This window comes from Tamlana sp. I1, assembly GCF_015355625.1.
Lineage (GTDB): Bacteria > Bacteroidota > Bacteroidia > Flavobacteriales > Flavobacteriaceae > Pseudotamlana.
Window position 1 is genome coordinate 41,997 of record NZ_JACLAF010000008.1, and the last position, 21,236, is coordinate 63,232.

Sequence of the window (21,236 nt, forward strand, 5' to 3'; positions counted from 1 at the left end):
TAGGATATTTGTATCTTTATAGTTGGGAGTTTACGCCCAATTATGATATTCTAATTATTCCGACAGATTAAAATGGATTTAGTAAAAGAAATACAACGCCTTAAAAAGGAGAAGAATGCCGTTATTTTGGCACATTATTATCAAGTGCCAGAAATACAAGATATTGCCGATTATGTAGGCGATAGTTTAGGGTTGTCGCAAAAGGCAGCCGAAACCGATGCCGATATTATCGTATTTGCTGGGGTGCACTTTATGGCCGAAACAGCAAAAATTTTAAATCCGACCAAAACAGTGGTTTTGCCAGATGTAAATGCTGGTTGTTCATTGGCAGATTCTTGTCCGCCAGACGAATTTGAAAAATTCACCAAAGCACATCCCGATCATATTGTGATTACTTATGTGAATTGTTCTGCTGAAATTAAAGCTTTAACAGATATTGTTTGTACATCATCTAACGCTTTAAAAATTGTAGAATCTATTCCTAAAGATAAGCCTATTATTTTTGCTCCAGATCGTAATTTAGGGCAATACATCATCAATCAAACAGGAAGAGATATGCTACTTTGGGACGGAAGTTGCATTGTTCATGAAGCTTTTTCTATGGATAAGTTGATTGAATTACACAAAAAATATCCAGATTATAAAATTATAGCACATCCAGAATCGGAAACACATATTTTAAATACGGCTACGTATATTGGGTCTACTTCTGGGATGATAAATTATGTAAAAGAACATCCAAACGATAAATTTATCGTGGCTACCGAAGCTGGGATTTTACATAAAATGCAGCAAGAAATGCCAAATACCGAATTGGTTCCGGCACCTGCGAAAGAAGATAATACTTGTGCGTGTAGCGAATGTCATTTTATGAAAATGAATACGCTTCAAAAATTATACGATTGTTTACTTAACGAATCTCCACAAATTGAAGTTGATGAAGCGATAAGAGAACGTGCATTACTTCCTATTGAACGCATGTTAGAGCTATCTAAATAAATATGATGAAAGCAGATTATTTAGTCATTGGTTCGGGTGTTGCGGGTTTAACTTTTGCCGTAAAAATGGCCGAAAAGTTCCCAGAAAGAACCATAGTTATTGTTACCAAAGCAAACGAAGACGAGTCGAATACCAAATATGCTCAAGGTGGCGTTGCCATTGTTTTGAATAAAGAAGAAGATTCTTTTAAAAAACACATACAAGATACTTTAATTGCAGGCGATGGGCTTTGTAATAAAGAGGTTGTGAAAATGGTCATTAAAGAAGGTCCCGACCGTTTTGAAGAATTATTACTTTGGGGGGCTAATTTTGATGCTAACGATGCTGGAAAATTCGATTTAGGAAAAGAAGGAGGTCATTCAGAGTACCGAATTGTACACCATAAAGACATAACTGGTTTTGAAATTGAACGTGCTTTATTAACACGCGCGCATCAATTGGAAAACATCTCGATTTATCCACACTATTTTGCGATTGATTTAATTACCAATCACCATATTGAAAATAAAGATTCTAATGATTTATGTTGCTACGGCGCCTATGTTTTAGATCAGAAATCTGGTGAGATTTTCACCATAAAAGCAAACAGTACACTACTAGCATCTGGGGGCATTGGTCGAGTTTACGGGCATACCACAAATCCTATTATTGCAACAGGCGATGGTGTTGCGATGGCGCACCGTGCAAAAGCCAAGATTAAGGATATGGAATTTATTCAATTTCATCCTACTGCGCTTTACGATGCCAAAGGCGAATCGTCTTTTTTAATTTCTGAAGCCGTTAGAGGTTTCGGAGCGATATTACGAAATAAAAAGGGGTATAGATTTATGCCCGATTATGACGAACGTGCCGAACTGGCTTCTCGCGATATTGTTTCGCAAAGTATAGATAACGAGTTGAAAAAATCGGGAGATACCCATGTGTATTTAGATTGTACGCATTTAGACATGGAGGGTTTTATGGCACATTTTCCAAATATTTACGAAAAGTGCTTAGAGCATCATATTGATGTTAAAACCGATTGGATTCCTGTAGTGCCTGCTTGCCATTACTTATGTGGCGGTGTAGATGTAGATATGATTGGAGCAACAACCATCGATAATTTATACGCCTGTGGCGAATGTACTAGAACAGGGTTACATGGTGCAAATCGTTTAGCATCCAATTCTTTGCTTGAAGCTTTGGTTTATGCACACAATATTTACAAACATTTAGCGCAAAGCGAAAACACGGTTATCGATGTTAATATTCCAGACTGGAATGACGACGGTACGGTAATCCCAAAAGAACACGTTTTAGTACAGCACAATTTAAAACAAGTGCAAGCCATTATGCGTGATTATGTTGGGATTGTTAGAAGCAACAAACGTTTAGAAAGTGCTTTAAAACATTTAGATGTTATTTCAAGTGAAGTTGAAGATTTGTATAAAGAATCAAGAATTTCAACCACACTTTGCGAATTACGAAACATGATAAATGTAGCTTACTTGATTATTTGGCAATCATTAGAACGTACCGAAAACAAAGGCGGTTATTATAATTTGGATAATTTATAAAAGCGAAATCATACGCTGGAAATATGCCGTGAGAACACTATTTTTTAAGGAATTAGTCACTAGTTCTTCCTTTCAAATATGTTTCTGGTGTTAAAATGGCTAAATTATTTTTTTTGAAGTCTTTTAGGATTCTAGTTATTATGATTTATAATTCAGCAGCATCACTTTTTTGATAATGCAATTTCGCATAATCTTTCGGGCCTATTTTTTTATACTTTTTAAATTGCCTGTTAAAGTAGCTTACGCTATTAAATCCAGACTCAAAGCACACTTGCGAAATGGTTAAGTCCGATTCAGATAAAAGTTTCGAGGCATGAGCGACACGAAGTTTATTAACGTATTCTGTAAATGTTTTTTTAGTTCTTTTTTTGAAGTATTTGCAAAAAGACGAATTACTCATATGTACTTTTTCGGCAATGGTGCTTAGTGAAATGTCATGCTGAAGATTATCAAAAATATAGTTTAATATCTTCTGAAACGTCACACTGTCTTTCGCCTGATAAAATTGAGATTCTTGGGTTGTTGATAATAAACGCTGACAAGAATCTAAGCTTAAAGCTTCCAAAAGTTTATAAAAGGCAAGTAATCGTTCAATGCCTGTTAGGGTATTAAGTGATTTAATTTGCGCTTCATACTTGTCTCCATTTAAAAAATGAACTCCGCTAGCCGATTTTTTAAGTAGGCTATGAATGTTTTTCATTTCAGCTAATTCATTTTTAAAAAACAAATCGGCTTTAAATTGCACCACTTGACTTTCAGCTGATAAATCTTTTTTATCGTAAAAATCGTTGTCGCAGCGCCAATAATGTGGCACGTTTGTTCCAATTAATACCAAATCTCCAGCTTTAAAAAGTTCGGTGCTAGTTCCAACAAATCGTGTTCCATAGCCCGATTTTATATAGGTTAGTTCGTATTCTTCATGAAAATGCCAAGGCGAATCAAAATAATCAAGTTTGTATTCTGTCGCTATAAAAGATTGTTCATACGGATAAAAAACCTGTTCAATAACTGCTTTCATAAGCCAATATGTTCTTTTTATTTCATGTTTAATTAAATCATGGAAATATAGTTCAAATAATTGACAATATCAGTCAGCCATCAACAAAAGAATAATCACAATTTTGCATCAATCAAAATGTTAGACTATGGAGAAGTGTAAATTTTCAGATCCTTTTAAGAAGGCTAGAGAAGAAAAAGGGTATGGCGAAATGAACGATCAAGACGATCCGGTTACTATTTTATTACGTCATAAAGATGTTCGAAAATCGGCTCATAATTGGCAAACATTTCAGTCGGGAGCAGTTCCTGGACGAATTGTAGTGCCTTCGGAAGTGAAAATTCGAGACATTAGGCAAATTCCTTTTGAGGTAGATCCGCCATTGCATAAAGACTTTAGAAATTTATTAGAAGGCTGGTTTAAAAGACCAAATGATGAAGCCTATCAAGAGGTTTTACATAAACAAATATCCGATTTGGTTGATGAGGTTTTAGAAAAAGAAAGCTTAGATGTTGTTACCGAATTTGCTTTAAAACTACAATCTAGAGCACTTACTATATTATTGAATACACCGTATTCAGAATCGGAAACCTTTATTTCATGGGGCACACATGTTTTTAGAAGTGAAGGTGAAAGTTTAGATGCCTCAAAGGCAAATGTGCTTTACGATTATTTAGATGCTAAAATTAATGAAGCTTCAAAAAATCCTGGAAAGGATTTGTATTCGATGTTGCTAGAAGCTGAAGTTCTTGGCAAGAAATTAACGCATGAGGAAATTAAGGGCATTATGATTTTAACTTTTGCCGGCGGAAGAGATACCGTTATTAACGCCGTTACCAACACGATTGCTTATTTTGCCGAGCATCCAAAATCGTTGGAAGACATCAAAAATAATCCTGATAAAATTAATAAAGCTGTTGAAGAATTAATTCGATACTTTTCACCGCTAACCCACATGGGACGCGTAGTTACACAGGATACTGAGGTTTGCGAACACGCTATAAAAGCAGACTCAAGAGCATCGTTATGTTGGGCATCTGCCAATAGAGATGCTTCCGTTTTTGAAAATCCTGATGAAGTTGATTTCGATAGAAAAATAAATCCGCATGTAGGCTTTGGTTTTAGTCATCATAACTGTTTAGGCGCCACGCATGCAAGACAGATTTTAAGAACCTTATTGTCTATTTTATCACATAAAGTAACCACTTTTGAGATTATAGACAGTAAAGAAAACATTGAAGATTTAGGCGAGTTTAAACGTAAAGTTGGCTTTCATTCTCTAAACGTAAAATTTAATAAATAAAACTTGCTCCTCCCTTCGTTTTGAAGGGAGGAAAATTTCGATTTCATCGAAATTAGGAGGGTTAAAGAGTTAGAGTATAAGGGTTTTCAACTTCTGAAGCGTAGTGTTTTTAAAACCTGAAAGGTCTCAAAATCATCCTAATCAACAGTTCGAGTGATCCTGATTTTTCATTGGGATTGTATCGAGAACAGATGTCATGAATTTTAAAAAATCACAACAAAAAACACCAAATATTAAAAACATATAATTATGGCCAAAATAACTTTTATAACAAGCGATAACGAAAAAATAACTTTAGAAGGCGATTCTGGAAATGTCATGCAATTGGCTGTAAACAATAGCGTAAAAGGCATCGATGGCGATTGCGGAGGTGTTTGCTCTTGTGCAACCTGTCATGTTTTTGTTTCTGAAAACGATATTGCTAAAGTTGGCGAAGCTAGCGAAATTGAAGTCGATATGCTAGAACTAGCAGACGACGCTAATGAATTTAGCCGTTTATGCTGCCAAATTGAAATTTCCGATGCTATTGATGGTGTTGAGCTAACTGTAGCGAAATAATTCTAATTTTTTAAAAAATTAAAATGTCTGAAACTAAAACATGTGTTGTAATTGGTGCTAGTCATGCTGGGGTAAATTTCGCTTTTGCACTGCGCCAAGAAGGCTGGGAAGGCAACATCATTTTATTTGATAAAGATGAAACTTTGCCCTATCACAGACCGCCGCTTTCAAAAAAATATTTGGAACTTGAAGATAGTATTCAGAATAATTTATTGAAACCTGAAGACAGCTATCTAAAAGAGAATATTTCATTAAAATTAGGTAAATCCATCATCAATATTAATCGAGAAGATCGTACTCTAACTCTTGAAGGCGGAGAAGTTCAAAAGTATGATAAACTAGTTTTAGCAACAGGAGCACGTGCGTTTGTACCACCGATTAAAGGATTAAAAGACGCTAAAAATGTTTTCACTTTAAGAAATATTGCTGATGTTAACGGGATTCGTGAAGCTTTAAATACGAGTACCGCCAAAAAAGTAGTCGTTATAGGTGGTGGTTACATCGGTCTTGAAACTGCTGCTTCTTTGAAAAAATTAGGTGCCGATGTTACTGTTTTAGAACGTGAAGAACGCATTCTAGCACGTGTAACAACACCATATTTATCAAACTTTTTTTATGATTTACACGATACTAACGGCGTGAAAATTTATGCTGAAAAGGAAGTAACTGAAGTTTCAAAAGTAGGCGATAAAAACATGGTTATTTGTAGTGATGGATCATCTTATGAAGCCGATTTAATCATTGTGGGTGTGGGCATTAAAGTCAATAGTGAACTGGCTGAAAAAATTGGCTTAACCATTGAAAACGGCATTCGTGTAGAAACCACGGCACAAACTTCCGATAAGGATATCTACGCCATCGGCGATTGTAACTGCCATTACAATACTTTTTACGATACTTTTATAAGACTAGAATCTGTTCAAAATGCGGTAGATCAAGCAAAAGTAGCTGCTAAAAATATCTGTGGAAAAACGGCTGTTTACGATGCTTTACCTTGGTTTTGGTCCGATCAGTACGATGTGAAACTGCAAATTGTAGGCTTGTCTAAAGGTCATGATGAAACGGTTGTGCGTGTTGAAGATGATAAAAAATTTTCAATTTGGTATTTTAAAGGCGATCGTTTATTAGCTGTCGATTCCATAAATAACGCCAAATCGTATGTGTTTGGCACAAAATATATTAAAAGCAAAGCGCTTATTGATAAGTTGAAATTGGCAGATCCAAATTCAGAATTAAAATCAATTAGTATCGCTTAAAATTTAAGAAATAGCTGTTTTGTTTTTTGATTACTACTGAATTACTACATGTCAGTTCGAGTAATCCCGTTCCGATAATTAAAGGGATTCATCGGGAAGGTATCGAGAAGACTAGTTGGATAAATTTCAATCAAAACACAAAACCAAATAAAATATAAAAAATAACATGAACGCAATAGAATGTAAAGCCGCAATATCTGTAGGAGACGGTAAATTTACCATTGAAACCATTAAGGTTAATCAACCCAAAAAAGATGAGGTTTTAATTAAAATGAAAGCTTCAGGGCTTTGCCATACCGATCACGATTCCTTAACCTGGGGCATGCCCATTGTTTTGGGGCATGAAGGTTCTGGAATTGTTGAAGCTGTTGGAGAGGATGTTGAGAAATTCAAAGCAGGAGATGAAGTGATTCTGAATTGGGCAACGCCTTGTTTTGAGTGTTTTCAATGTCAGGAAGGGAATCAGCATATTTGCGAAAAAAATTCACCGGTTATAGCTAATCATGCTGGAAAACTTCCTGGTGGTCATGTAGCAATTGAAGGTACCACGTGGAACGGAACCCCAATTGAACGTTCTTTTAATATTGGGACGCTTTCAGAATATGCCTTAGTTAGAGCCTCTGCTTTAGTGAAAAAAGAAAGCAAGAAACTGTCTTTCGAGTCGGCTTCTATCATTTGTTGTGGGGTTATGACGGGTTGTGGCTCTGTATTTAATACGGCAAAAGTATCCTTAGGTAGTTCAGTCGTAGTTTTAGGAACGGGCGGTGTTGGATTAAATGTGATTCAAGCGGCACGAATTTCTGGAGCTGCTAAAATTATAGCCATTGATATTAATGAAACACGTTTGGAAATGGCCAAACAATTTGGAGCGACCGATGTGATTTTAGCCGATAAAAATGATAAAGGTTTAAACCAAGCTGCTGAAATTGTAAAAACCATGACTCAGGGCAGAGGTGCCGATTTTGCTTTTGAATGCACTGCGGTTCCAGCATTGGGCGTTGCACCTTTAGCCATGATTAGAAACGCAGGAACGGCGGTTCAGGTTAGTGGAATTGAAGAAGAAATTACTGTAGATATGCGCTTATTTGAATGGGATAAAAAATACATCAACCCGTTGTATGGCGCTGCCAGACCAGAAATTGACTTCCCGAAATTGGAAGCGTTGTTCGATAAAGGCGATTTGCTTTTAGATGAAATGATTACCAATACCTACACCCTTGATAATTTACAACAAGCCTTTGATGATATGCTTTCTGGTAAGAATGCTAAAGGGGTGATTGTGTTTGCATAAACTAATAGTGATATAATTGCGACACATTATATTAATTAAATATCAGTTCGAGTGATCCTGATTTTGCATCGGGGTTTTATTGAGAACACGAGTTTAAGAGCTAAAATTAACTTGTTATCTAGGATTATTAACAAAATATGGCATCAAAATTTAGAACCACCGAAATATCCGATCCTAAATTTGAATCGGATCATTTAAGATTTATTACCGTTAAAACGCCAAACTTAAAAGGACGCGGCGATATTTGTCTGTTTGTTCCCGATGTGGAATTAACGGCCAATACGCCTTTGTTAATTTTGTTGCATGGTGTTTATGGCAGTGCGTGGATTTGGTCTCAAAAGGCAGGGGTGCATCGAACCGCCCAAAAAATGATGCAAGCCAAAACTATTAAGCCCATGATTATTGCGATGCCTTCCGACGGGTTGTGGGGCGATGGTTCGGCGTATTTACCACATAACAGCTTAGATTTCGAAAAATGGATTGCCGAAGATGTTATTGAAGCCGTTAAAGAAAATATAGATGTAGTTACTAATGCTTCTAAAATATTTATAGCTGGTTTATCCATGGGAGGTTATGGAGCTTTACGTCTAGGTGCTAAATATCATCAAACTTTTGATGGGATTTCTGGACACAGCTCAATTACCGATGTACCGCAGATGGCATTATTTGTTGAGGAAAATTTGAATCATTATAAGCAAGAAAATACGGCTGATGAATCGGTTTTCGAACTCATGAAACTAAATAAAAACCAATTGCCACCTTTGCGTTTTGACTGCGGAAAAGACGATGAATTAATTGAACACAACCGAAAACTACATAAACAGTTGGAAACTGAAAATATTCCACATAGCTACGAAGAATTTTCAGGAAAACACGAATGGGTGTATTGGGAAGAACATGTTAAGGATAGCCTCGTGTTTTTTAGCGATTTGGTTTAAAAGTTATAATAAAAGAAGACTGTTTAAAAGGAAGTTTACGTCAACCTGATTCAGGTTTTCATAATCATTAGTTATAAGGCTAACGGATTTTTACCATTTTAAACAGTCTTTTTGTTTTTTATAAAAGTCTAAAATGCTATTTTCCAAGCATCAATAATTCTTTGCAAACTACTTCGGTTACGTATCTTTTAATGCCTTGTTTATCTTCGTAACTGTGCGAAGTTAGTTTGCCTTCAACAGCAACTTCATTGCCTTTAGTAAGATATTTTTCAATAATTCCGGCAGTTTTACCCCAAGCCACAATATTATGCCATTGTGTATCTGTAATTTTTTCACCTTTTGCATTGGTGTAGCTTTCGTTGGTGGCCAAATTAAATTTTGCGACTCTTTTTCCGGATTCAAGATTGATAATTTCCGGATCGTTTCCTAAGTTTCCAATCAACTGTACTTTGTTTTTTAGTGTGCTCATCATTTTAAATTTTTATGTTAAACAGTTAATACTATCGAGTTCCTATGTTTCGACAGGGCAAAGATGTAACCAGTTCCAATTTTTATTCGGTTATTACTTATTTAAAATCGCTTGTAAATATTTGTAGTCGTTTGTAAACGGATATTTTATATCTTGTTTTGTACTATATTAGCTATGGATAAGTATCTGAATTAAAAAAAACATAAAATGATTACTGTAGAAACAACTATTAACGCAGACATCGTTACCGTTTGGGATTGTTGGACCAAACCAGAACACATTACTAAATGGAATTTTGCTTCAGATGATTGGCATTGTCCGAAAGCAGAAAACGACTTAAAAAACAAAGGTAAATTCTCTTGGCGTATGGAGGCCAAAGACGGAAGCATGGGCTTCGATTATTCGGGCACCTATCTAGATGTTATGAAACATGAATGCATTAGTTTAAAAATGGACGATGGTCGTCGTGCTGAAATTGAATTTTTTGAAGATGACGAGTACACGACCATAAGTGAAACTTTTGAGGCTGAAGACTCGCATTCGGAAGAACAACAAAGAGCAGGTTGGCAAGCCATTTTAGAAAATTTTAAAAAATATGTGGAATCGGTAAAATAATTAAATGAAAAACAGTAATTTAAGTTCCTTATTATTGGTTTTAGCGATGTTGTTTAGTTTCTTTTCATGCCGAACCATCCCTGAAAAGGCTGTCGCAGTCAAACCTTTTGATAAAGAGATGTATTTGGGGAAATGGTATGAAATTGCCAGATTCGATTTTAAGTTTGAAAAGGATTTGAATAATACAACAGCAACATATTCGCTAAACGACAACGGAACTATTAAGGTTAATAATCAAGGTTATGACACCATTAAAAAGGAATGGAAGCAAGCCATAGGTAAAGCAAAATTTGTAGGTGATGATGATGTAGCGATGCTTAAAGTTTCCTTTTTTGGTCCTTTTTATTCGGGATATAATGTGATAGCTATCGATGATGATTATAAATACGCCCTTATTGCAGGCGGCAGTTTGAAATATTTATGGATACTTTCTCGTGATACAGAAATTCCTGAAAGCATAAAAACTAAATATTTAAAAATAGCTGAAGATGTGGGTTATAATACATCAAACCTATTGTGGATTTCTCACGATAGGCATGAATAGAAGTTTTATAGTGAATTAATGAAAAGCATAAAAGACATAAGTATAAAAGGCGCCAATTTACATGTTACCTTTTGCCATCAAAAACCCGAAAGATCCTTCTTCTGGAAAGGAAAGCAACTTCCTGTATGTGCCAGATGTACAGGTATCAATTTAGGGTATTTGGTCTTGCCGCTTTTTATTTTTGAAGTTATTAAAATTCCTCTTTTATGGACCCTTATAATGATTTTACCAACTTACATTGATGGCGTCATTCAAGCCTATTTTAACATTGAAAGTAATAATAAAAGAAGGTTTGTAACGGGTTTAATAAGTGGCGTTGGTACCATGTCATTAGTTTCAATAATAGGAATATATATAGGAAATCAAATATTAATACTAATCAATTAAATTTTTAAATTATGTCAGAAAATGGAAAAGACCAATTAAGCACAATCCTTAGGATTTTGTCATTTTTAATGCCTATAGTAGGTGCTATTATTTATTTTGTGAATAAAAATGATCATCCAGCAAAAGCAAAATCTGCTTGTCATGCAGCGCTATGGGGGTTTGGAGTAGGTATTGTAATTCAAATTATTTATACCGTAACTAGCGGCGCATAATGCTATTTCTTAAATTTTGATATCTGTCATTGCTTAGTTGGACTGCTTTTTCCAAATTTTAAAGATTTAAAAAAAGGGTTTTGTGAAATTAAGCAATGACTTATCTGTTTTATGCACAGTGAAATTGACTTCACTAAATTGATCTAAAATTTTTAATCTTTTGAAGATTTTAAGATGAGATTCAGAGCTTTTAGCTCTAGAGTTTTACCTAAGAAATCTTTATGAACTTACTTATGGAAAGCAAAAAGTGTTTAGAATGTGGTGAGAAAATTGTTGGAAGAATTGATAAAAAATTCTGCAGCGATGGCTGTCGTAATGCGTATAACAATCGTGTTAATAAAGACAGTAAAAACCTAATTAGAAACACCAATAACCGACTGCGTAAAAATTACAGAATTTTAGAAAGTTTAAATCCAGAGAAAAAAACAAAAACTTCTAGAGCAAAATTAATAGAGGCCGGATTCGATTTTAATTACTTTACAAGCATTTATACCACCAAAGCGAAAACAGTTTATTTTTTTGTGTACGATCAAGGTTACTTACCTTTAGAAAATGATTTTTACGCCCTTGTAAAGCGTGATAGTTAAGTTTTGTATCATAAAAAAAAGCTTCTAGATCCGAGAGGATGCTAAAAGCTTTTTATTAATTGTGTGAATTGAATTCGTTTATTTCCAGGTTTGCCCCTTCATAGTCATGGCGGCTTTTAAAATGTCTTTCTGACTAATTTGTCCTACCAATTTACCTTTTTCTATAATTGGAAATCGTCTGCGTTTTGAATCTAAAAACTTCTTGGCTGCATCAAAAATATTCATGTTGCCGTCTATAGTTTCAACATCCGAAATCATGTGTTTTTCAATCGTTTGATCCTGTAATGGCATGTTGTAATAGCGGCTTTCACTAATTTGCTTAATGCAATCGCCTTCAGATATTATACCAACCAGCTCGTTTTTTTTATTTACTACTGGTCCACCAGAAATCCTATTCTTAATTAATGAGTGCATAACACTCTCGATAGTTTGATCTGGTTGAAATGTAATTAAATTTCTGCTCATGTAGTCGCTAACCGTTAATGATGGTGCGGTTGTTGTATTCGACTGCTTTCGTGCACCTATAAAACTTTTTATCCCCATAGTAGTTTGATTTTTAAGTAATCTTAAATATAAGGGATTTTTTTTACAAATCCTAATAGGAGCGCATATAAGGTGTTGCAAATGTTGCTTTTAGCAGATTTTTAAGTTTTTTTGAACCTTCTTAGAGTCTTTATAAACTAAAAACTTAAGGCTTTTCAATATTAATAGAATCAAATTCTACCTTTTTGTTCATCTGCAAATTCAAATTAGAAAATGCGACAAGCAGTTCTTTAATGGTTGCTAGTAGTTCCTCTTTGCTTGTGGTGGCTAAATTTGCTAAGCTTTCCAGTTTATAAAGCTTGGTTTCTACAACGAGAATTCGTGCCGAAATGGAAGGTGATTTTACAGCCGAAGGAATTTTACTTTTTAATTCTTTAAATGCTGTTTTAATCGCTTTTTCATTATCGTTAAAATAGCTTAAGTCACCTTTTTTTGTTGAATTAATAACGGTTTGAAGCTGGTGGTACTCAGTCCAATCTTTAATTTGATTGGCTACTTTGTCGTCGATAGCATATTCTATGTAATCCAATTTTTCAATGTCTTGCTGGGATACAGCATGGCTGTTGTTTACTTCAATTTTTTCGGTAGTTTGCTCTTCTTTTTCATTTTTACAAGAAGAAAACACTATAATTAAACCAAGAAGCATTAAGATTTTAATTCGCATGACTTTCATTTTGAGACCATAGGGTGCAAAGATATAGGAATAGTTGATTTTACAATAGTCTATACAGAAATCAAATTGAGAATATTTCGTGAATAAAATAGATTATTTTCAACAGAATCTTATTATTTTTGAAAATTCTTCATAAACATGGTGCTTAATGAACTCGAAAATATTAATTATTGGTGCTTGCGGACAAATTGGTTCCGAATTAACTTTTAGATTGAGAAGCCAATATGGCGATGAAAATGTTGTGGCTAGCGACATTAGTTACAGCAATTTAGATATTGTTAATTCTGGTCTTTTTGAAATTGTAGATGCCAAAGATTACGCTAGTGTAAAAACCTGTGTTGAAAAGTTTAAAATAGACACCGTTTATTTAATGGCTGCTATGTTAAGCGCTACAGGAGAGAAATACCCGATGGAAGCCTGGGACTTAAATATGACCTCATTATTTAATGTTTTAAATCTGGCTAAAGCTAACTTTATTAAAAAAGTATTTTGGCCGTCTAGTATTGCGGTTTTTGGACCAACAACTCCAACAGATTATACCCCACAATACACCATAATGGAGCCTACAACGGTTTACGGTATGACCAAACAAGTGGGCGAGCGTTGGTGCGAATATTATTTTAATAAATTTAATGTGGATGTAAGAAGCATTCGTTACCCAGGCATTATTAGTTGGAAAACTTTGCCGGGAGGCGGAACTACCGATTATGCTGTTGAAATTTATCATGAAGCCTTAAAAAACAAAAAATACAGCTGTTTTTTAAAAGAAGATACCAAACTGCCTATGATGTTTATGGACGATGCTATTGAAGCTACCGTTGGTATTATGATGGCCGACCCTGAATCGATAAAAATTAGATCTTCTTATAATTTAGCAGCTATTAGTTTTACGCCTAAAGAAATTGCGGCCTCAATAAAAAAGCACCTCCCAGAGTTTGAAATTACCTATCAGCCTGACTACAGACAGGACATTGCAAACAGTTGGCCAAAAAGTATAAACGATTCTTATGCCCGCCAAGACTGGAAATGGAAGCATAAATTTTCCTTAGATGCCATAACCGAGCAGATGTTATTTCAGTTAGATAAAAAATATAATTAATTGTATCTTTGAGGTTCCCAAAATGTAATTATTATGCTGCAAAATTTCTGGTTTCACGTAGAATACGGTATCAATCACGTACTTGATATTAACGCTTATGACCATGTTTTATTTCTAATTGTTCTAGCGGTTCCGTATCTTTTTAGAGACTGGAAAAGAGTGCTTTTACTAGTAACTATGTTTACTTTAGGACATACGTTGTCTTTAATTTTAGCCTCGTATGGCGTAGTAAGTGTAAATGCTTCTATCGTTGAATTTCTAATTCCAATTACCATTTTAATTGTGGCACTTTTTAATGTGTTTACCGCTGGAAAAGGTGCGCAAAAGGAGAAAGTGGGCGTGTTGTTTTTATCTACTTTATTTTTTGGTTTAATTCACGGATTGGGTTTTGCAAGAGAGTTTAGAATGTTATTGGGCGACTCAGATAGTAAATTAGTGCTATTGTTAGAGTTTGCTTTGGGCATTGAAATTGCGCAAATTATTATCGTTTTTCTTGTTTTATTTTTAGGTTACATTGTGCAAACCATTTTTAGATTTTCTAAACGCGACTGGGTTATGGTGATATCGGCAGTGGTAGTTGGTTTAGTTATTCCTATGATTTTAAATAGCGACTTTTTAGCATAGAACTTATCCTAAATTATTCATAAAATTTAACGGTATGCCGTTGTAATTAAAATACGAAGCGTGTATCTTCGTTATATCGAACGTGTTATGCTTAAGTGTCGTGATTTGCGTTAAGGATTGCAGTGAAAATCCTTTTGCCTTTTTGCAAAAGATTGTAACGGAAAGCCTGACCCGAATAACCGATGGTTTCTTTTTACCTATGCACTTTAAATGAGGGTAACGCCATAATTATAAAAAATATTAATGCCAGAACATAAACAACTTAAGTACGATAAGGCTTATTTACGAATTGCGAAAGAGTGGGGAAAATTGTCTTATTGCAAGCGCCGCCAAGTAGGAGCAATAATTGTGAAAGATAGAATGATTATTTCCGACGGATATAATGGAACACCTTCTGGTTTTGAAAATTTTTGTGAAGATGATGAAGGCTACACTAAGTGGTATGTGTTACACGCTGAAGCCAATGCTATTTTAAAAGTTGCCGCATCTACGCAATCATGTAAAGGCGCGACCTTATACATTACCATGTCGCCTTGTAAGGAATGTAGCAAATTAATTCACCAAGCTGGTATTGTAAAAGTGGTTTATCATGAAGCTTACAAGGATGATTCTGGATTGAAATTCCTGGAAAAAGCAGGCATAAAACTTAAACGTATAGAAGATTTAAAAGCTTAATGATGTCTTTTCAAAAAAAATATTTACCGTTGTTTATTGGTGTTGCCATTGCAGCTGGTATTTATATTGGAGGAAAGTTAAGCTTTAGGGATTCGCCAGACCGCCTATTCACTACAAATAGCAAAAAAGATAAGCTTAATAGACTTATCGATTATATTGAATACGATTATGTAGATGATGTTAATACCGATAGTATTGTTGATGTTACGGTAAATGGTATTTTAGAAAATCTCGATCCGCATTCAGTTTACATTCCTAAAGAAGATATGGAGCGGGTTGCTGAAGAAATGAAAGGCGATTTTGTGGGGATTGGTGTTAGTTTTTATACTTATAAAGATTCTATTGCGGTTATTCGTGCTATTGAAGGTGGGCCAAGTGCTAAAGCTGGTATTCAGGGGGGCGACCGTATTATTTTTGCCGATGGCGATACGCTTTATGGTAAAAATGTAGAGGATCACGATTTGGTAAAAAAGTTAAAAGGGCCCATAAATTCTAAAGTTAATCTTACTGTTTTTAGACGCGGCGAACCCGAATTGTTGAAGTTTACAGTTAAGCGCGGAAAAATTCCTATTAGTAGTGTGGATGCTGCTTATATGCTTACCGATAAATTGGGCTACATTAAAGTGAACCGTTTTGCAGAGTCTACTTATAAAGAATTTAGAGCTGGAATTAAAGCTTTGGAAGCCTTGGGAGCCACCGAAATCGCTTTGGATTTAAGAGGGAATCCTGGTGGGTTTTTAGGTATTGCAGAGCAAATTGCCGATGAATTTTTGTCTGATGATAAATTAATTTTATTCACAAAAAATAAACGTGGCGATATTGAAAAAAGCTACGCGACGAGTAAAGGTGATTTTGAAAACGGAAAAGTGTTTGTGCTTATTGATGAAAATTCGGCTTCGGCAAGCGAAATTGTTGCTGGTGCCTTACAAGATAACGATATAGGTACAATTGTTGGGCGCCGATCTTATGGAAAAGGTTTGGTGCAACGCGAAATGGATTTGGGCGATGGATCTGCGGTACGGTTAACCGTTTCAAGATATTATACGCCTACAGGGCGTTCTATTCAGCGTCCGTACGGGCATGGAAATAAAGATTATTACGATGAATATTTTGATAGAATTAACAGTGGTGAGCTTTTAGATCCTGAGAAAATTCATGTTGATGATTCGTTGAAATTTACAACCCCGGGTGGTAAAATCGTTTATGGCGGTGGTGGTATTATTCCAGATGTTTTTGTACCTATAGATACGAGTATGCAAAATGAAACCTTGTCGTTTTTATTGCGTCGTGGTTATTTTGGGAATTTTGTATTTGAAGAACTTGAAAAAGACCGTCATGTTTATGATGGTATTTCCAGACGCGATTTTATAGACTCTTTTGAAGTTGGCGACGATCTAGTGTATGCTTTTCAGGATTATTTAAATTTGCGTTCCGACTCTAAAATTACTTTTGTGGCGTATCACGATGAGGTAAAGCAATACATAAAGGCTACGCTTGCCGATCAGCTTTATGGTAGTGGTGCTTTTGAAGAAATTTACAACCAACGCGACCTTATGATTGAAGAAGTTGTGAAATTAAGCAAAGGGGTTCAAGATGATACTGGTGAAGTTTTAGAGCTTGAAGCGGAGTAGGGGTGTATAGATTCTTTTGGTTTTGTTGCTTTAGGTAAACCTCATTTAATGGCTGAAAACAATCTTTAGGAGTAATAATGCATCACGTTAAAACGATATGTCAGCATGAAAATAAAATACTTTACCTTACTTTTTTTACTTATAATTTTCAGTTGTCATGACGAAAAAGAAGTGAGTTCTTTACACCCTGAAAACTGGTCGGCACGACGTGCGAACTTAACTTCTATGGACTCCTTAGAGTTTGGTAAATCCTATCTGTCGGTGTACTCACAAATTTATAGTCTTTCCGAGCATAAAACACACAATTTAACGGTAATGGTAAGTTTAAGAAACACGAGCGAATCGGATACAATTTACCTCTTAAAAGCTAAATATTACGACACACACGGTAAACCTGTAAGAGACTATTTTGGTGTGCCTATTTATTTAGCGCCCATGGAAACTACGGAAATTATTATCGATGAGATTGATGTCTCTGGAGGAACAGGGTCTAATTTTGTTTTCGATTGGAAAATTCCTGAAAATTGTCCAGAACCTTTATTTGAAGCTGTTATGAGCTCGACAATGGGGCAGCAAGGACTTTCATTTACAACTCAAGCACTACGTATAAAATAGTTGGCGGTGGTTTTAATGACCGATAATCTTCTTCAGAAAAAGATAGGAGATTATGGTATTACAGTAATTAGTAAAGTGATGGGGTTAATTTTGGCTTCTTATGCCGTTCAAAGTATTTTAAGTGGTATAAGCAGTTACTTTGGAAATATGTGATTTTCAGCTAAAGCCTAAATTAAATACCTTCTATTTTATCATGCACCTTCATGTGTTTACCGTCATTCCAAAGAGTTAAAATGTCGGTAGCCACATGCGCACCACTTCCTGAAGCAATAGCAAATTGGCTACGCCATCCGGCAAGCGAACCTGCAACATATAGGTTGTCTTCAATTAGGTGGTCGGTGTTTTTTAACCAAATACGGTCTTTTTCAATTGCAGCCCTTGGGTGTGGTTCAATGTAAGATTCTAAACCTTTAATAGTCATTAAATTGGTGTAGCCAACGGCAATAACCACTAATTTAGATTGGTATTCGTTTTTGTTGGTTGTTATGGTAAAAACACCATTAGATTTTGATAGTTCTAAAACTTTTTCGTGTTCTATTTGTTGAACATGAGGATAAAGTGATGAAAGTTGAGCTTGGCCGCTTTCTAAAATTGAAGCGCCAGTAGTGCCAGGGGTAAGGCCAAGAACATTATTGAACAATGCTGTTTGTAAATGTGAGGTTTTTTGGTGCAGAACAATACCAATGCTTTTGTTTTGTGCACAGGCTTTATCTTTTGCCGAACCTAAAACTAATGCGCAAGACATGCCTGCAGCGCCACCGCCAATAATTAAAGTATCAAACATTATTTTCTACCTTTTACTTGGTCTTCAATACGTTTTGATGTTCGTAATATGGCCATCATCACGATAACGCAAAGCGATGCAATAATGGTAATTAAAGCAATCATACTTTGGCCTTCAAACGGCGCATTAAAATTTATTTGAGTACAGTTAAAAATGATTAATGCTAAAGCAATAACGCTAAGTATAATGGTGAAAACTTTCATCTGTTATGTTTTAATTCTAAACGAGGTCGAACAAGGCTTTAATATTGTGTGCAAATAATTTTACAGCAATGGCTAATAATACCACACCAAATACTTTTCTGATGATATTGATGCCATTTTGCCCAATTAAACGTTCGATTTTAGCCGATGTTTTTAGGACGATAAAGATAATGATAACATTCAATAATACCGCAACAATAATGTTTTCGGTATTAAATTCAGCTCGTAAAGAAAGTAAAGTGGTTAAACTACCAGGGCCTGCAATTAACGGAAACGCCAAAGGAAAAACCGCCGTAGTCATAGAGTCGTGCTCTTCTTGCTTGTATAGTGTGATGCCTAAAATCATTTCTAAAGCAATAAAAAATAAAATAAATGCGCCAGCAACTGCAAACGAATTTACATCGATGCCAATAAGGTTTAAAATACTTTTTCCTAAAAATAAAAACACGATTAAAATAACGCCAGCTATTATCGATGCTTTTTCACTTTGTATATGTCCTGCTTTTTTTCTTAAATCTATAACAATTGGAATATTCCCGACAATGTCAATTACCGCAAATAAAATCATAAATGCTGTAAAAATTTCTTTAAAATTGAATTGTAAGTTCATAAGTTTTAATTTTTAAAAGAAACGATAAGACTTCTTAATGTACTGTAAGTTATCGCTTTGGTTTTTATGAAAATCCAAAATATGAAATTGGTTTTTTTAGCAATTTTGAATTTTCGGCAAAAATATGCCATTATTGCCGAATAATCTTAAAATTTTACGGCAAAGTTTGTCTATTTTTGTAAACTATTTTTAAGCGCATTTTATGTTTCAGTTAGGAAAAACCATTGTTTCAGAAGATATTATTAAAAAGGACTTTTTGTGCAATTTGTCGGCATGTAAAGGTGCGTGTTGTATTGATGGCGATGCAGGGGCACCACTTGATGCTGAAGAAGCTGAAATATTAAAAGATATCTATCCTAAAGTTAAACCGTTTTTGCGTCAAGAAGGTATTGATGCAATCGAATCACAAGGTACCTATACAACTACTGAAGAAGGTGAGCTAGAAACACCACTTATAAATGGTGCAGACTGTGCTTATGTTATTTTCGATGAAAAAAAGGTAGCCCTTTGTGCGATTGAAGAAGCTTATAATCAAGGTGAAGTGACTTGGAAAAAACCTGTTTCTTGTCATTTATATCCTGTAAGAGTACAAGATTACAGTGAATTTTCAGCAGTAAATTATCACAAATGGCAAATTTGCGATGATGCTTGCCAACTTGGGAAAGAATTACAGGTGCCAATCTATAAATTTGTAAAAGAAGCCCTAATAAGAAAATTTGGCGAGGATTGGTATATGGAATTGGAAAAGGTTGCAGATACTTTTTAACAACCTTAAAATTACTGTAAAAAAACCTATAAAAACCCTTTAAAATAAGGGTTTTAGAATTTAAAAACTTAATTTTTTTTTGTAAACTTTTTGAATTTCAAAAAACGTTAAAATATTAATTGTCAATATTTTAACTGTTTTTTTGTGTAAACTTCTTAAATGGCGCTCGTTTTTTTCTTTGTTAAAAACTTGTTGAAAAGCTTTCATTCTTTTTTGCCAAAGTTACCAATCATTTTGCAATCTTTGTTATTCCCAAATCGAAGCTAATTTCGTTTAATCTAAAAAAAAAATAACCAACACACAATGTCTCAAGCCGTAGAACCTATTCTTCAAGAAAATAAAGATCGATTTGTAATTTTTCCAATCCAACATCATGATATTTGGGAGTGGTATAAAAAATCAGAAGCCAGTTTTTGGACGGCTGAAGAAATTGATTTACATCAAGATCTTACCGATTGGTCGACTAAATTAAATGACGACGAGCGTTATTTTATTAAACATATTTTAGCTTTTTTCGCTGCCAGTGATGGTATTGTAAATGAAAATTTAGCCGAAAATTTTGTAAACGAAGTACAATATAGTGAGGCGAAATTCTTTTACGGATTTCAAATTATGATGGAAAACATTCATAGTGAAACCTATTCGCTTTTAATTGATACTTATGTGAAAGATGAAAAGGAAAAAGATTTATTATTTAATGCTATTGAAAACTTTCCAGCCATTAAGAAAAAGGCAGATTGGGCATTAAAATGGATTGAATCGCCAAGTTTTGCAGAGCGTTTAATTGCTTTCGCGGCGGTTGAAGGGATTTTCTTTTCAGGAGCATTTTGTTCAATTTTCTGGTTAAAGAAACGTGGCTTAATGCCAGGATTAACATTCTCTAACGAGTTAATCTCTAGAGATGAAGGTGTGCATGCAGACTTCGCCGTGCACTTACACAATAAACATTTAGTAAATAAAGTACCAAAAGCGCGTATAAGAGAAATTTTAATCGATGCTTTGGATATAGAGCGTGAATTTATCACAGAATCGTTGCCTGCAAGTTTAATTGGAATGAACGCGGTTTTAATGTCGCAATACTTAGAATTTGTTACCGACAGATTGTTAAGCGAGTTAGATTGTGAGAAAGAATATAACACAGCAAATCCATTCGATTTTATGGACATGATTTCATTACAAGGGAAAACCAATTTCTTTGAAAAGCGTGTTTCAGAATACCAAAAAGCAGGCGTACTTAATAAAGAAGAGGAAAAAGATAAATTTAATTTCGACGCCGATTTTTAATAAAATTAAAATTTTAA

The 21,236-nt window shown here is 34.8% G+C and carries 26 protein-coding genes and 1 pseudogene; 20 read left to right on the forward strand and 7 right to left on the reverse strand.

The features are described 5' to 3' along the window. Positions 1 to 72: 72 nt before the first annotated feature. Positions 73 to 999 carry a quinolinate synthase NadA gene (gene nadA, locus H6X70_RS08435; protein ID WP_194767242.1) on the forward strand — a complete coding sequence of 309 codons (927 nt, stop codon included), beginning with the start codon at positions 73 to 75 and terminating at the stop codon, positions 997 to 999. Positions 1,000 to 1,001: 2 nt separating this feature from the next. Then, a complete protein-coding gene (nadB, locus tag H6X70_RS08440) occupies positions 1,002 to 2,555 on the forward strand; it encodes an L-aspartate oxidase (RefSeq protein ID WP_228530312.1) in 1,554 nt (517 codons plus the stop codon). A 145-nt stretch (positions 2,556 to 2,700) separates the two neighbouring features. Here nadB and H6X70_RS08445 read toward each other — a convergent pair whose 3' ends face one another. After that, positions 2,701 to 3,573, reverse strand: a complete 873-nt coding sequence (locus H6X70_RS08445; RefSeq protein WP_194767243.1) for an AraC family transcriptional regulator — start codon at positions 3,571 to 3,573, stop codon at positions 2,701 to 2,703. A gap of 127 nt (positions 3,574 to 3,700) precedes the next feature. On the opposite strand from H6X70_RS08445, the gene H6X70_RS08450 reads away from it, so the two are divergent. The 5 genes from H6X70_RS08450 to H6X70_RS08470 all read left to right on the forward strand — a co-directional run bounded on the left by H6X70_RS08450 (position 3,701) and on the right by H6X70_RS08470 (position 8,898). Further along, a complete protein-coding gene (locus H6X70_RS08450) occupies positions 3,701 to 4,855 on the forward strand; it encodes a cytochrome P450 (protein ID WP_194767244.1) in 1,155 nt (384 codons plus the stop codon). A gap of 249 nt (positions 4,856 to 5,104) precedes the next feature. Further along, a complete protein-coding gene (locus tag H6X70_RS08455; protein WP_194767245.1) occupies positions 5,105 to 5,413 on the forward strand; it encodes a 2Fe-2S iron-sulfur cluster-binding protein in 309 nt (102 codons plus the stop codon). Positions 5,414 to 5,436: 23 nt separating this feature from the next. Next, positions 5,437 to 6,669 (forward strand): NAD(P)/FAD-dependent oxidoreductase, encoded by a 1,233-nt coding sequence (locus tag H6X70_RS08460; protein WP_194767246.1) that lies wholly within the window; start codon positions 5,437 to 5,439, stop codon positions 6,667 to 6,669. A gap of 166 nt (positions 6,670 to 6,835) precedes the next feature. Next, positions 6,836 to 7,960: an alcohol dehydrogenase catalytic domain-containing protein gene (locus tag H6X70_RS08465; protein ID WP_194767247.1), complete on the forward strand. Its 1,125-nt coding sequence runs from the start codon at positions 6,836 to 6,838 to the stop codon at positions 7,958 to 7,960. A gap of 137 nt (positions 7,961 to 8,097) precedes the next feature. Next, entirely contained in the window at positions 8,098 to 8,898 is an 801-nt protein-coding gene (locus H6X70_RS08470) for an alpha/beta hydrolase (protein WP_194767248.1), read from the forward strand. Positions 8,899 to 9,034: 136 nt separating this feature from the next. On the opposite strand, the gene H6X70_RS08475 is transcribed toward H6X70_RS08470, so the two are convergent. Next, positions 9,035 to 9,367 carry a single-stranded DNA-binding protein gene (locus H6X70_RS08475; protein WP_194767400.1) on the reverse strand — a complete coding sequence of 111 codons (333 nt, stop codon included), beginning with the start codon at positions 9,365 to 9,367 and terminating at the stop codon, positions 9,035 to 9,037. Between the two features lie 207 nt (positions 9,368 to 9,574). Here H6X70_RS08475 and H6X70_RS08480 point away from each other — a divergent pair, with 207 nt between their 5' ends. From H6X70_RS08480 to H6X70_RS08500, 5 genes are all read left to right on the forward strand, one after another. Continuing rightward, entirely contained in the window at positions 9,575 to 9,982 is a 408-nt protein-coding gene (locus H6X70_RS08480) for an SRPBCC family protein (RefSeq protein WP_194767249.1), read from the forward strand. Between the two features lie 4 nt (positions 9,983 to 9,986). Continuing rightward, entirely contained in the window at positions 9,987 to 10,526 is a 540-nt protein-coding gene (locus tag H6X70_RS08485; RefSeq protein ID WP_194767250.1) for a lipocalin family protein, read from the forward strand. Between the two features lie 18 nt (positions 10,527 to 10,544). Then, positions 10,545 to 10,913, forward strand: coding sequence for a DUF2085 domain-containing protein (locus tag H6X70_RS08490; protein WP_194767251.1), 369 nt, complete (start codon positions 10,545 to 10,547; stop codon positions 10,911 to 10,913). A gap of 11 nt (positions 10,914 to 10,924) precedes the next feature. Continuing rightward, entirely contained in the window at positions 10,925 to 11,125 is a 201-nt protein-coding gene (locus H6X70_RS08495) for a hypothetical protein (RefSeq protein WP_194767252.1), read from the forward strand. A gap of 221 nt (positions 11,126 to 11,346) precedes the next feature. Further along, on the forward strand, positions 11,347 to 11,712 hold the full coding sequence (locus tag H6X70_RS08500) for a hypothetical protein (protein ID WP_228530313.1): 366 nt from the start codon (positions 11,347 to 11,349) through the stop codon (positions 11,710 to 11,712). A gap of 78 nt (positions 11,713 to 11,790) precedes the next feature. On the opposite strand, the gene H6X70_RS08505 is transcribed toward H6X70_RS08500, so the two are convergent. Together H6X70_RS08505 and H6X70_RS08510 are read right to left on the reverse strand one after the other, a co-directional pair. After that, positions 11,791 to 12,255, reverse strand: a complete 465-nt coding sequence (locus tag H6X70_RS08505) for a CBS domain-containing protein (protein ID WP_194767253.1) — start codon at positions 12,253 to 12,255, stop codon at positions 11,791 to 11,793. 145 nt (positions 12,256 to 12,400) lie between these two features. Beyond that, a complete protein-coding gene (locus tag H6X70_RS08510) occupies positions 12,401 to 12,919 on the reverse strand; it encodes a hypothetical protein (RefSeq protein WP_194767254.1) in 519 nt (172 codons plus the stop codon). A gap of 157 nt (positions 12,920 to 13,076) precedes the next feature. Here H6X70_RS08510 and H6X70_RS08515 point away from each other — a divergent pair, with 157 nt between their 5' ends. From H6X70_RS08515 to H6X70_RS08540, 6 genes and pseudogenes are all read left to right on the forward strand, one after another. Further along, positions 13,077 to 14,027, forward strand: a complete 951-nt coding sequence (locus tag H6X70_RS08515; RefSeq protein WP_194767255.1) for an NAD-dependent epimerase/dehydratase family protein — start codon at positions 13,077 to 13,079, stop codon at positions 14,025 to 14,027. 33 nt (positions 14,028 to 14,060) lie between these two features. Continuing rightward, positions 14,061 to 14,651 carry a HupE/UreJ family protein gene (locus H6X70_RS08520; RefSeq protein ID WP_194767256.1) on the forward strand — a complete coding sequence of 197 codons (591 nt, stop codon included), beginning with the start codon at positions 14,061 to 14,063 and terminating at the stop codon, positions 14,649 to 14,651. Between the two features lie 243 nt (positions 14,652 to 14,894). Next, positions 14,895 to 15,326 (forward strand): deoxycytidylate deaminase, encoded by a 432-nt coding sequence (locus H6X70_RS08525; protein ID WP_194767257.1) that lies wholly within the window; start codon positions 14,895 to 14,897, stop codon positions 15,324 to 15,326. Between the two features lie 2 nt (positions 15,327 to 15,328). Further along, positions 15,329 to 16,957, forward strand: coding sequence for a S41 family peptidase (locus H6X70_RS08530; protein WP_194767258.1), 1,629 nt, complete (start codon positions 15,329 to 15,331; stop codon positions 16,955 to 16,957). Between the two features lie 105 nt (positions 16,958 to 17,062). Beyond that, positions 17,063 to 17,572 carry a DUF3124 domain-containing protein gene (locus tag H6X70_RS08535; RefSeq protein ID WP_194767259.1) on the forward strand — a complete coding sequence of 170 codons (510 nt, stop codon included), beginning with the start codon at positions 17,063 to 17,065 and terminating at the stop codon, positions 17,570 to 17,572. A 6-nt stretch (positions 17,573 to 17,578) separates the two neighbouring features. Continuing rightward, positions 17,579 to 17,725 (forward strand): annotated as a pseudogene (locus H6X70_RS08540) (MarC family protein); the annotation flags it as partial. A gap of 19 nt (positions 17,726 to 17,744) precedes the next feature. On the opposite strand, the gene H6X70_RS08545 reads toward H6X70_RS08540, so the two are convergent. The 3 genes from H6X70_RS08545 to H6X70_RS08555 are packed head-to-tail and all read right to left on the reverse strand — an operon-like array spanning position 17,745 to position 19,169. Beyond that, positions 17,745 to 18,356: an FAD-dependent oxidoreductase gene (locus H6X70_RS08545; protein WP_194767260.1), complete on the reverse strand. Its 612-nt coding sequence runs from the start codon at positions 18,354 to 18,356 to the stop codon at positions 17,745 to 17,747. Next, a complete protein-coding gene (locus tag H6X70_RS08550; RefSeq protein ID WP_194767261.1) occupies positions 18,356 to 18,559 on the reverse strand; it encodes a hypothetical protein in 204 nt (67 codons plus the stop codon). Before H6X70_RS08550 ends, H6X70_RS08545 begins: the two co-directional genes overlap by 1 nt. A gap of 16 nt (positions 18,560 to 18,575) precedes the next feature. Then, a complete protein-coding gene (locus tag H6X70_RS08555; RefSeq protein WP_194767262.1) occupies positions 18,576 to 19,169 on the reverse strand; it encodes a MarC family protein in 594 nt (197 codons plus the stop codon). A 202-nt stretch (positions 19,170 to 19,371) separates the two neighbouring features. On the opposite strand from H6X70_RS08555, the gene H6X70_RS08560 reads away from it, so the two are divergent. Further along, on the forward strand, positions 19,372 to 19,935 hold the full coding sequence (locus H6X70_RS08560; protein WP_194767263.1) for a DUF3109 family protein: 564 nt from the start codon (positions 19,372 to 19,374) through the stop codon (positions 19,933 to 19,935). A gap of 303 nt (positions 19,936 to 20,238) precedes the next feature. Further along, the gene (locus tag H6X70_RS08565) at positions 20,239 to 21,219 is read left to right on the forward strand and encodes a ribonucleotide-diphosphate reductase subunit beta (RefSeq protein WP_194767264.1); all 981 of its coding nucleotides are present in this window, start codon (positions 20,239 to 20,241) and stop codon (positions 21,217 to 21,219) included. The last annotated feature ends 17 nt before the right edge of the window (positions 21,220 to 21,236 follow it).

Coding starts and splice junctions, on each gene's coding strand:
- H6X70_RS08480 (WP_194767249.1), top strand. CDS start 9,575: ATGATTACTGTAGAAACAACTATTAACGCAGACATCGTTACCGTTTGG.
- nadB (WP_228530312.1), top strand. CDS start 1,002: ATGATGAAAGCAGATTATTTAGTCATTGGTTCGGGTGTTGCGGGTTTA.
- H6X70_RS08530 (WP_194767258.1), top strand. CDS start 15,329: ATGTCTTTTCAAAAAAAATATTTACCGTTGTTTATTGGTGTTGCCATT.
- H6X70_RS08560 (WP_194767263.1), top strand. CDS start 19,372: ATGTTTCAGTTAGGAAAAACCATTGTTTCAGAAGATATTATTAAAAAG.
- H6X70_RS08500 (WP_228530313.1), top strand. CDS start 11,347: ATGAACTTACTTATGGAAAGCAAAAAGTGTTTAGAATGTGGTGAGAAA.
- H6X70_RS08465 (WP_194767247.1), top strand. CDS start 6,836: ATGAACGCAATAGAATGTAAAGCCGCAATATCTGTAGGAGACGGTAAA.
- H6X70_RS08510 (WP_194767254.1), bottom strand. CDS start 12,919: ATGCGAATTAAAATCTTAATGCTTCTTGGTTTAATTATAGTGTTTTCT.
- H6X70_RS08555 (WP_194767262.1), bottom strand. CDS start 19,169: ATGAACTTACAATTCAATTTTAAAGAAATTTTTACAGCATTTATGATT.
- H6X70_RS08515 (WP_194767255.1), top strand. CDS start 13,077: ATGAACTCGAAAATATTAATTATTGGTGCTTGCGGACAAATTGGTTCC.
- H6X70_RS08525 (WP_194767257.1), top strand. CDS start 14,895: ATGCCAGAACATAAACAACTTAAGTACGATAAGGCTTATTTACGAATT.
- H6X70_RS08475 (WP_194767400.1), bottom strand. CDS start 9,367: ATGAGCACACTAAAAAACAAAGTACAGTTGATTGGAAACTTAGGAAAC.
- H6X70_RS08520 (WP_194767256.1), top strand. CDS start 14,061: ATGCTGCAAAATTTCTGGTTTCACGTAGAATACGGTATCAATCACGTA.
- H6X70_RS08545 (WP_194767260.1), bottom strand. CDS start 18,356: ATGTTTGATACTTTAATTATTGGCGGTGGCGCTGCAGGCATGTCTTGC.
- H6X70_RS08565 (WP_194767264.1), top strand. CDS start 20,239: ATGTCTCAAGCCGTAGAACCTATTCTTCAAGAAAATAAAGATCGATTT.
- H6X70_RS08535 (WP_194767259.1), top strand. CDS start 17,063: ATGAAAATAAAATACTTTACCTTACTTTTTTTACTTATAATTTTCAGT.
- H6X70_RS08485 (WP_194767250.1), top strand. CDS start 9,987: ATGAAAAACAGTAATTTAAGTTCCTTATTATTGGTTTTAGCGATGTTG.
- H6X70_RS08470 (WP_194767248.1), top strand. CDS start 8,098: ATGGCATCAAAATTTAGAACCACCGAAATATCCGATCCTAAATTTGAA.
- nadA (WP_194767242.1), top strand. CDS start 73: ATGGATTTAGTAAAAGAAATACAACGCCTTAAAAAGGAGAAGAATGCC.
- H6X70_RS08460 (WP_194767246.1), top strand. CDS start 5,437: ATGTCTGAAACTAAAACATGTGTTGTAATTGGTGCTAGTCATGCTGGG.
- H6X70_RS08505 (WP_194767253.1), bottom strand. CDS start 12,255: ATGGGGATAAAAAGTTTTATAGGTGCACGAAAGCAGTCGAATACAACA.
- H6X70_RS08490 (WP_194767251.1), top strand. CDS start 10,545: ATGAAAAGCATAAAAGACATAAGTATAAAAGGCGCCAATTTACATGTT.
- H6X70_RS08450 (WP_194767244.1), top strand. CDS start 3,701: ATGGAGAAGTGTAAATTTTCAGATCCTTTTAAGAAGGCTAGAGAAGAA.
- H6X70_RS08550 (WP_194767261.1), bottom strand. CDS start 18,559: ATGAAAGTTTTCACCATTATACTTAGCGTTATTGCTTTAGCATTAATC.
- H6X70_RS08455 (WP_194767245.1), top strand. CDS start 5,105: ATGGCCAAAATAACTTTTATAACAAGCGATAACGAAAAAATAACTTTA.
- H6X70_RS08445 (WP_194767243.1), bottom strand. CDS start 3,573: ATGAAAGCAGTTATTGAACAGGTTTTTTATCCGTATGAACAATCTTTT.
- H6X70_RS08495 (WP_194767252.1), top strand. CDS start 10,925: ATGTCAGAAAATGGAAAAGACCAATTAAGCACAATCCTTAGGATTTTG.